Genomic DNA, 9979 nt, shown 5'->3' on the forward strand with positions numbered 1-9979 from the left:
GCAGATTTTTAAATCCTGCCAATCTATTATTATTGAAAAATTTCTTTCTATTAAAAAAAATTATTGTGTTCAGTTCGTTCAAACTCATAAAGGTAAAATGATATACCTTGGTTCTGCTGAACAGATTATTAGTGATGAGGGAAAATACAGTGGTAATTGGATAGATGCAGATGATCAACCTCCGGACGCTGTAATCCAAATAGGCAAGGAAATCATGGAAAAAGCGGTTTCTCTTGGCTATTGGGGTGTAGCCGGGTTCGATATCGTTATAACCGAGGATAACCGTATCTTTGTCATAGATTTGAATTTTAGACAAAATGGTTCTACGGGAGCTTTACTATTTATGGAACAGATTATGACTTCTCTAAGTGTAAAAGTATTGAAACTTCGTAAATGGAAAACAAATCTGGGTTTTGATAAATTCAAGAAATCAGTCAAGCCCATGGTAAGTGGAAAAATGTTAATACCCCTCTGTATTTACAATCCGACCATACAAAACCCGGACAACCCTATCTATTTATCAAGCATTTTAGTTGGAAATTCAAAAGATGAAATAAAACAAATTGAAGGCCAAATGGGAAAAATAGGATTTAAATAAAAAGATGGGCATATGGACAGGGGCTAACTGTCTGTCCCTTCATCTCATAGTTTCTTCTCTTTACCGAAAAAATATTTGACAATTTTGTGAACAAAATGAATAATAAATGAAAAAGGGGGATGAATTAAATGGAATCTAAGTTAAAAATACTTAATGCTACAAAGTCTGTTGGGTACACAGCCCTTGCTATTGGTATCGCCATTTTTCTATACGGTTTCTTTGTAAGCGATTACGGCATACTAACAGGCGTTGGTATTGGAACTGTAATGGGGGCTATCTTTATCTTCCTTATTGGGGTATTTTTCGTTGCTACAGAAGAGATGAATGAGAAAACAGATAAAGGGATCAAGGTTTATTAATTAGTTATAAATCAGTCATAGACTTTGAAAATAAAATATAAAAGGAGCGCCAAAATAGACGCTCCTTTAGATGTCTTATGCCATATCCCAGATCAAAATTAGTAATGTACCGAAAACGGTAACTAATGCGATAGCAAATGCATAATAAATATTCGTATAAATTGAACCTTTGTCTGCTGTTTCACCAGCATGCATAAATACAACGAGCTGAACGCCTGCTTGCACGAATGCTGTTACTAAAAGAATGGTCATACCCATTGCAAATGATAAATCAAAGAAGTAAACAGCAAGTGCCACAACAGTGAGAACCAACGAAAATACAAAACCAATGACTTGTTTGCGCGGGAATAATTCGCTCATGTTTACATCAATCCTTTCAAGTAGACGAAGCTAAAGATGAAAATCCAAACAACGTCTAGGAAATGCCAGTAAAGTGAAAAGATAAACGCTTTATTCGTTGTTTTAGGAGTCAAGCCTTGTTTTTTAACTTGCAGGATAATGAATAATCCCCAGAATAAACCAAGCGTAACGTGCGCTCCATGTGTTCCTAATGTTGTTAATAAGGCCGCAGTAAAGGCACTCGTTTGCAGACCTGCTCCAATGTGAACATAGTGTACGAATTCATAAATCTCAACGCCTAAGAAGATAAGGCCAAGAATGAGTGTGATGGCAAAAAAGGTCATCATCGCTTTTTTACGGCCAATGCGCATCGCATGAACACCAAGCCCGATCGTGAAACTGCTTGTTAAAAGCACGAATGTTTCAATTAGCACTGGTGCAATTTCAAAAATCTCGGCTCCTGATGGCCCGCTTCCTGTCCGATCTACTAATGTGAAGTAGGTTGCAAAAAGTGTGCCAAAGAGCATAATTTCAGCTCCAAGGAAAATCCAGAAGCCTAAAATATTCATTTGATTTTGCTCAGTACTGTATTCAAGTGGAAGCGCGTGATCTATTTTCATTAGCTAGCACCTCGCAATTTTTTTTCTGTGTCTTCAACTTCTTCAACGGAAATATAATGCCCATCATCTTGTTTAAATGAATTATAAGCCATACAAGCAAAAATACCGATTGTAGTAATAATTAATGGAATCCACATGCTAAATACAAATGAGAAGCCCCATACGAAGAAAATACTGCTCATAATAAACGGAACACCACTGCTATTTGGCATATGAATTTTTTCAATTTTATCTTTAAAAATTGATTTACCTTTTTTCTTATGATCCCAGAATGGTTCAATTGAATTTACTTCCGGTGTCACAGCAAAGTTATAGGCTGGAACCGGAGTATGTGTAGCCCATTCAAGTGTACGAGCATTCCATGGATCCGAACTGATATCTCTTGAAGCATAGCGTGTGCTGTAATAAACATTATAGACAATTAACGCGAAGCCAATTGCAAGTCCAATTGCCCCGGCAAATGATAGTAAGTTTAGTGGTCCAAAGCCAGCTTCTTCAGAGTAAGTGTACATACGGCGTGCCTGCCCGTCTAAGCCCGTGAAGAACATCGGGAAGAATGTTACGTTAAAGCTGATCGCGATAAACCAGAATGCCCATTTACCAATTCTTTCACTCAGCATGAATCCGAACATTTTTGGCCACCAGTATGTGAGACCTGCAAGCATCGCAAATACGACACCAGGAATAATTGTATAGTGGAAGTGAGCGACTAAGAACATCGTATTATGGTATTGATAGTCGGCACTTGCCATCCCTAACATAACCCCAGTTACCCCACCGATTGTAAAGATCGGAATAAATCCAACAGAATAAAGCATTGGAACGGTAAATTCAATTTTCCCTTTATACATCGTTAATATCCAGTTGAAAATTTTAATTCCAGTCGGAATCGCAATCGCCATTGTCGTAATCGAGAAAATACTATTCGTTAATGGTCCCTGCCCCATTGTAAAGAAATGGTGTGTCCAAACTAGGAATGATAAAAACGAGATGATTACAATGGAAGCAACCATTGATTTGTATCCATATAGATTTCTACGTGCAAAAGTGGAAATAACTTCACTGTAAACTCCGAATGCCGGTAAAATTAATATATAAACCTCTGGATGTCCCCAAACCCAGAATAGGTTTGCCCAAAGCATATCCATTCCGCCATTTGTCGTTGTAAAGAAGTTTGCTCCAAATAGTCGATCCATTGTTCCGAGTAGTAGTGCAACTGTTAGTACTGGGAACGCGAATACAACGATAACGTTCGCAATAAAAGCAGTCCATGTGAACATAGGCATCTTCATTAAGGTCATGCCCGGTGCTCTCATTTTTAAAATAGTCGTCATAAAGTTAATCCCCGAAATCAATGTACCGATCCCTGCAATCTGTATCGCTATCATATAATAGTTCGTTCCTACAGATTGACTGAAATCATTTCCTGCAAGTGGGAAATAAGAAGTCCAACCTGCATCTGGAGATCCCCCGATGACGAAGGAAATGTTGAATAACATCGCACCCATAAAGAATAACCAGAAGCTTAGTGCATTTAGACGCGGGAATGCTACGTCACGAGCACCAATTTGTAAAGGAACAACGAAGTTCATTAGGGCATAAATAAATGGCATCGCCATAAAAATGATCATGACCACCCCATGGGTAGTAAATACTTCATTGTAATGCTGTGCATCAAGCAGCGTATTTTCAGGTACAGCTGTTTGTGCTCTCATCATAATCGCATCTACCCCACCACGGAAAAGCATGAGGAGCGCAGAGATTAAATACATAATTCCGATCTTCTTATGATCAACAGTTGTCAACCATTCACGCCATAAATAACCCCATTTTTTAAAATATGTTAAACCGGCAATAATCGCGATTACTGTCAAGCCAATCGCTACCATGGATGCATAAATCGCTGGACTTGGATGAGGAATGGCAAATCGATCAAAGTAATCCATTTTTTTTGACTCCTTTCGGGAAAAAATAATGCTTATCGAATAAAACAAATTTTTATCAATCTTTGAATCTATTAGTGATTGTTATGTTCGGAATGATTTTCGTTTGAATCATCATGAGAATCGCCTGCTTCGTGTTTATCATCAGCATGTTGTCCTTCATGAGAATCATTTGACCCATGATTATGTTCAGGAGCAGGACTAAATTCTAAATGAGTATTGCTAAAAGTTAATTGACCAAGATGGCCAGGTTCAAGCAGTTTTTCGAATTTTTCTTCTGTTAAAGGCTCAGCAGTCTCTTTCACTTCATCTACCCAATTATCAAACTCTGCTTCAGGCATCGCTTTCACATTGAATGTATTTTCAGCGAAACCTTTTCCGCTAAAGTTTGAATTTCGTCCCATATATTCACCAGGAACATCGGCTGCTAAGTGCAACGTGGTGACCATGTCAGCCATCGCATATTTTTGTCCACCAAGCTGCGGAATCCAGAAGGCCGTGATTGGTCCGAATGAGTAAAGCTTAAATTCCAACGCACGATCGGTTGGGATATATAAGTAGTTAACCGTTTCGATCCCTTCTTCTGGATAGCTAAAATGCCATTTCCAGTTAGAAGTCGAAGCATATACGACTAAAGGCTCCTTATCCTCATATCCCTTCGGAGTAGCTTCTACCTCATACGTAGATCTAACAGTAATGATTGATAGGAAAATGATGATAATAACAGGAATCCCTACACAGATTGCTTCAACAATCGGATTCCCTTCAATATGTGGAGGTTCGTAATCTTCCCGTTGTTTCGATGCACGGTATTTTAATAGTACAAAAACTAACAGTGCAAAAACGGCAATGACAATGATCGCCATCATCGCAATCGATATCCAAATGACATTAGCTGTCGTTTCGGCTTGAGGTCCTTTAGGATCTAAAACCATTACTGGTTCACAGCCTGTTAGCACCGTGATAATAGTAAAAACTAAACATAAAAAAGCCCATTTTATTTTCATTGAGGGTGCCCCTTTCCTTTCATTTAAGCTTTGAAGCATTGTTTAAATGTTTTTTCTGTGATTTTTATCACAATTTACAACTATCTTATTCCGATAAAACATTTAAAACAATGAATTTATCAGGATGTCACAAAATGTTCATGATATAAAGGTGAAAAAATTCACAAAAAGTTCAAAGATCGCTAGAAACAAATATATTCATATAATAAATTTTGGCATCAGATGAAATAAGTGGATTAATATATTTATAATCAATCGATTTTTAATTTCTATCAGGATTTATGGCCCTCAGCATGTATAAACAATGGTGAATGGCGTGATGGGAACGGCATTATTGCTCCAGCAGCATAGAAAAGCAGGGATGAAGGGTTTTTAGAAGTCTCCTTAGAGCCTTTTAACAGGAAATTCGGTGACGAAGGGTGTTTAAAAGCCTTCTTAGAACCCTTCAACGCGAAAAATCCGTGACAATGGGTGGTAAGAAGAATGGATTAGAAAAACGATTAAATTAATGATAATGAAAAAGGACCAAACATAGAGAATAATGTCCAGTCCATCGAAATTAGGTTTCCTTTATTTCAAAATAAGGAGGAACAACCCCCCTCCCCTATATCCACGCCTCTGATAATCTTTGAATTCCTTCTTTAATTTCTTCTATTGTAAGCCCCCCATATCCAAGGATCACCATGTGAGTTTTCGGTTTTTTTATAAATGATATGGACGCCGGGTAAGTACGGACTCCTCTCTCTACCGCCTGGTGAATTGCGCATTGTTCTGTGAGGTAAGGGGGCAGCTTAAGAACAATATGTAAACCTGAATGTTCCCCGATTATTTCAAACTCCTTTGGCAAGTAGGTTTCAATGGATTCTAATAATACTTGAAGTCTTTTCCGATAAGTCGTACGCATTTTGGCAAGATGCCGTTCAAAGTGGCCTTCTTTCATAAAATCTGCCACTGCTAGCTGATCCATACGGGAGACAGTTGATTTTTGCTGTTCATTAAATTTTTCGAATGCAATAACTAAAGATTTGGGTATTATCATATAGCTCATTCGAATGGAAGGAATGAAAGATTTTGAAAATGACCCAAAATAAATAACATGCTGAAGTTGATCAATTTGTGCCAAAGCCGGAATCGGCAACCCTTTGTAGCGATATTCCGAGTCATAGTCATCTTCAATAATAAAACTTTCATGTTCATTGGCCCATTTTAATAAACCGACCCGCCTTTCGAGCGACATGATCATTCCGAGTGGAAACTGGTGGGCAGGTGTGGTATATACCAAATCTAATTTTTTATTAGGGATGGATACCCCAAAGTGATCTACTTGAATAGGAGTCACTGTCAGTCCTAGCTTAGCAAATACAGCCTTTGCCCGTATAAATCCAGGTTCCTCCATACCAATACGTGTTTCCATTCCGAAAAACTGACATATATCCTGTAATTGCATTTGTGTTCCGCTATAAATGAATACTTGGTCTGCTTCACATTGGACACCGCGTGAACGCCCTACATATTTGGCAATTTCTGTCCGCAACGCCCATTCCCCCTGCCACGGACTACTCACTAAATTCCCTTCTTCCAAATGTTTTCGAATCAATCTTTTCCAAATCTGAAATGGAAAATGGACTGAATCCACATGTCCAGAATTGAAATCAATTAATCCTTCTTGGTTCAAACATACAGAAGATTCCTGAATAGGCATATTCTTTGTGATCGGTTGCCATTCTTGTTCAATGGCAGACACAAAATAGCCTGACCGCTCACTACTGATAATATAGCCTTCCGCCAAAAGTTGTTCATACGCTTCACGAACTGTATGAACACTTATATCAAGCTGTGTAGCAAGCTGCCGTTTTGAAGGAAGCTTGCTATGTGGAAGAACTGTTTTTTTTAGAATGGCATTTTTTATTTGTTCATAGATTTGGATATACATAGGCTTTCCTTGCACTAAATATATTGGCAGTTCCATTTTATTTCTCCTTTTGGTATGGTCATTATTTTTCTTTTTGGTTATTTTCATCATACCAAAATTTCAATTAAATGGAGGAAAGGAGTGATTATTTATGGAAAAAATTATATTAGAAAATGAGGTTGTTTGCTTAAAGGAATTGGATCAAAATGACTTAGATGGTATTTTTGAAGCTTCACAGGATGAATTAATTTGGAAGCATATGACCCTGAACATCGCAACTAAAGCAGATTCGGTTGAATTTGTGCAAAATGCATTGACCAATAAAGAGCAAGGAACAGAATATCCATTTGTCATTATCGATCAAAAAACAAAGCAAATTATCGGTTCCACTAGATTTCTAGATTTACATTTAAAACATAAGCGATTAGAAATCGGTTACACATGGCTGAATACAAAGTATTGGCGTACAAATATCAATACAAATTGTAAGTATTTGCTGCTAGAATACTGCTTTGAAAATCTTGGTCTTCATCGCGTTCAACTGAAAACAGATCATGAGAATTTCCGTTCTCAAAAGGCCATTGAACGAATTGGCGGCAAAAAAGAAGGGATCCTGCGCAATCATATGATTCGCCAAGATGGCACTGCCCGACATACGGTTATATACAGTATCACGCACGACGAATGGCCGTATGTAAAGGAGCATCTTCAAAAGTTGATGAGATAGTTAAGTAGTCAATAAGGGAGTTTGCAATGCTCTCAATTGGAGGAGATCTGGGCAAAATTATTCCCAGACCTCTTTCAATGTATCTCGGAAAAGCTGGTTGAGTTCATTAGTTGGATTTGGAACACCGCAATGTCTCCTTTTTCCAAATTCTTCGAGACGTTCAATTTCTTTTTGAATAAATGAATGGAGGACGCCTATGTTCAAGTCTGTGCCCCACTCTTCTCCGTCCATTTTGTGTTGAATAATTTTAACAATTTCTTCTTTCACTTCTCCTGGAGAAATAAGCGTTTCAAACAAAATATGAAAGTTAACTGGAGGTATTGTTTGAAACTTTTCTATCCATTTGGCTGCTAGAAGTGGTCTTAATACATTGATATATTTCTTAATTTTTCGTGCATTCCCTTGAATACAGTCACGGAAATTCCCTTTTGCCATCCTAACATAATGATTTATCCCATTCACAGGTGAAAATACATTCTGTGCCATCAGCCGTATCTGCTTGATGGTTGAATAGAATTCATCATAAATAATACTAGAGTGTAACCATTCGAAAAGAGACGGATTGGATTTCCTTAATAATCTCAACGCCTTCGTGAGCTCCCAGCCGCTTAAATCCAATTGATCATCAATCGGAATTGAAACAGCATCCCGATTCGGAATTTCTATCGTATCCCTCTGTTGATCAATGGATAGATACCAGTCCATTCGGTGTACATATATGAAACGAACATCGTAGTCACTATCTTTAGATGGGAACCCCCAGGCACGACTTCCTGCTTCGCATGCATAAAGGACCTTTATATCATAATCAACTTCAAGCTGACGCATTACCTGCTGGATATGGTCTAACATTTGGATGCCCCCGATCTTTTCAAGAATTAAGTATATGTTTGGAACTATGCCAATTTCTTTTTTAGTATGACAATATCTATGTGACTTAAGCAAATATAAGGTGATCATCCAATTTCAATTAATTTATAAAAATAAAAAAATTATATTGACATATTATTTTCCGTTTGCTAAATTTACTCTAATAATAAATTCAGTGACGAGAAAGAGTAAGATAAGCAGCCTGAATTACAGAGAATCGGTATTTGGTGAGAGCCGATGTTCAGAACTTGTCCGAAGTCATCTCCGAGATGCAAAGCTGAAGTCAGTAAGCTTTGACGGGTTTCCGCCGTTACCATGGATCACGTATAATTGTACGTTGACTTAAGTGCCGTAATTTTTTGATTTATTTTTACGGAATAAGGGTGGTAACGCGAGCGATAACTCGTCCCTACTATAGGGACGAGTTTTTTGTTATTCAAATATAAAAAAGGAGTGGGTTTTTATGAAAAAGTTAGACACATTATTTATTGGCCTTATGCTATTTTCAATGTTTTTTGGTGCAGGAAACTTAATTTTCCCTCCAGTTCTTGGTTCTGAATCTGGCACATCTTTTTGGTTTGCGATGGCCGGCTTTATTTTAACGGCTGTTGGTTTGCCGTTTGCAGTTCTCTTTGCCGTATCGCTAGTAAAAGATGGAGCAACTACAATCGGAAATCGCGTGCATCCAGTATTTAGCACAGTTTTCATGGTTGCTGTCTATCTATCAATCGGACCATTTCTAGCGATTCCAAGAAACGCTAATGTTGCCTACGAAATGGGCGTGAAACCATTTTTAAAAGAATCATGGAACAGCTCAGTCGTTCTCGTCCTATTTTCAGTAGTGTTCTTCGCCTTAGTATATGTAGTCAGCTTGAACCCTACTAAAATGGAAAAATATATGGGACGCTTTATCACGCCAGTACTGCTTCTAGCAATGGTGGTCTTATGTACAATTGGTTTTATGAAATTAGATGCACCACTTAGTTCGCCAAGTGAAGCTTATCAATCAGGCGCATTCTCTAAAGGTTTTATTGAAGGATATAACACAATGGATGCCCTTGCTGCGTTAGCATTCGGGATTGTTATACTTAGTGCTATTAAGAAAAAAGGAATCACGGACAGAAAACAATTAACTAGCTTTACACTAAAGGCTGGAGTCATCGCTGGAGGATTGCTATCCGTTGTATATGTAAGCATTGGATTAATCGGTGGAAAAATGACAGATGCCTCTTCCTATGAAACGGGTACAGACATTTTAACATCTGCCTCTACCCTTTTATTAGGTTCCGGAGGTGTAGCTTTATTAGGCTTAATTTTCACTTTAGCTTGTTTTACAACATGTGTTGGATTGACAACAGCTTGCGGACAGTATTTTTCGAAAGTTATACCGGCTGCTAGCTATAAAACCCTTGTCTTAGCTTTAACAATTATTGGGTTTACACTCTCAAATCTTGGTTTAAATCAAATTCTTAAATTTTCAGTACCATTCCTAGTCACGGCTTATCCATTAACAATCGTGCTAATTACTTTAACATTCTTTAATCGCTTCTTTAAAAATTCAAGAAAAGTATACGGAAGCACAGTGTTATTTACAGGGGTATTTG

Annotated in this window: 10 protein-coding genes and 1 other annotated feature; of the genes, 4 read left to right on the top strand and 6 right to left on the bottom strand. The window is 37.8% G+C overall.

Translation table 11 applies throughout. The features are described 5' to 3' along the window. On the top strand, nt 1-598 hold a 598-nt coding region (locus tag V7164_RS19885), incomplete at its 5' end, for an ATP-grasp domain-containing protein (RefSeq protein ID WP_335355030.1). Nucleotides 599-726: 128 nt separating this feature from the next. Further along, nucleotides 727-957 carry a hypothetical protein gene (locus V7164_RS19890; RefSeq protein ID WP_335355031.1) on the top strand — a complete coding sequence of 77 codons (231 nt, stop codon included), beginning with the start codon at nt 727-729 and terminating at the stop codon, nt 955-957. A gap of 75 nt (nt 958-1032) precedes the next feature. Here the strand turns inward: V7164_RS19890 and qoxD are convergent, their stop codons facing one another. From qoxD to V7164_RS19915, 5 genes are all read right to left on the bottom strand, one after another. Continuing rightward, entirely contained in the window at nt 1033-1317 is a 285-nt protein-coding gene (qoxD, locus tag V7164_RS19895; RefSeq protein WP_335348172.1) for a cytochrome aa3 quinol oxidase subunit IV, read from the bottom strand. A gap of 2 nt (nt 1318-1319) precedes the next feature. Continuing rightward, on the bottom strand, nt 1320-1916 hold the full coding sequence (gene qoxC / locus V7164_RS19900) for a cytochrome aa3 quinol oxidase subunit III (protein WP_335348173.1): 597 nt from the start codon (nt 1914-1916) through the stop codon (nt 1320-1322). Beyond that, nucleotides 1916-3862 carry a cytochrome aa3 quinol oxidase subunit I gene (gene qoxB, locus V7164_RS19905; protein ID WP_335355032.1) on the bottom strand — a complete coding sequence of 649 codons (1947 nt, stop codon included), beginning with the start codon at nt 3860-3862 and terminating at the stop codon, nt 1916-1918. Before qoxB ends, qoxC begins: the two co-directional genes overlap by 1 nt. A 71-nt stretch (nt 3863-3933) precedes the next feature. Beyond that, nucleotides 3934-4866, bottom strand: coding sequence for a cytochrome aa3 quinol oxidase subunit II (gene qoxA / locus V7164_RS19910; protein WP_335348174.1), 933 nt, complete (start codon nt 4864-4866; stop codon nt 3934-3936). 604 nt (nt 4867-5470) lie between these two features. Beyond that, complete coding sequence (locus V7164_RS19915; protein WP_335355033.1) at nt 5471-6835, bottom strand: PLP-dependent aminotransferase family protein; 1365 nt, start codon at nt 6833-6835, stop codon at nt 5471-5473. A 94-nt stretch (nt 6836-6929) separates the two neighbouring features. On the opposite strand from V7164_RS19915, the gene V7164_RS19920 reads away from it, so the two are divergent. Then, complete coding sequence (locus V7164_RS19920; protein ID WP_335345015.1) at nt 6930-7505, top strand: GNAT family N-acetyltransferase; 576 nt, start codon at nt 6930-6932, stop codon at nt 7503-7505. Nucleotides 7506-7562: 57 nt separating this feature from the next. Here V7164_RS19920 and V7164_RS19925 read toward each other — a convergent pair whose 3' ends face one another. Next, complete coding sequence (locus V7164_RS19925) at nt 7563-8357, bottom strand: nucleotidyltransferase domain-containing protein (protein ID WP_335345016.1); 795 nt, start codon at nt 8355-8357, stop codon at nt 7563-7565. A gap of 184 nt (nt 8358-8541) precedes the next feature. Beyond that, nucleotides 8542-8789: a binding site (T-box leader), on the top strand. Nucleotides 8790-8838: 49 nt separating this feature from the next. Between V7164_RS19925 and brnQ the strand changes: the two genes are divergently transcribed. After that, a partial coding sequence (brnQ, locus tag V7164_RS19930; RefSeq protein ID WP_335355034.1) for a branched-chain amino acid transport system II carrier protein occupies nt 8839-9979 on the top strand: 1141 nt, incomplete at its 3' end.

This window comes from Bacillus sp. JJ1474, from assembly GCF_036965225.1.
In the GTDB taxonomy this organism is placed as follows: domain Bacteria; phylum Bacillota; class Bacilli; order Bacillales; family Cytobacillaceae; genus Cytobacillus.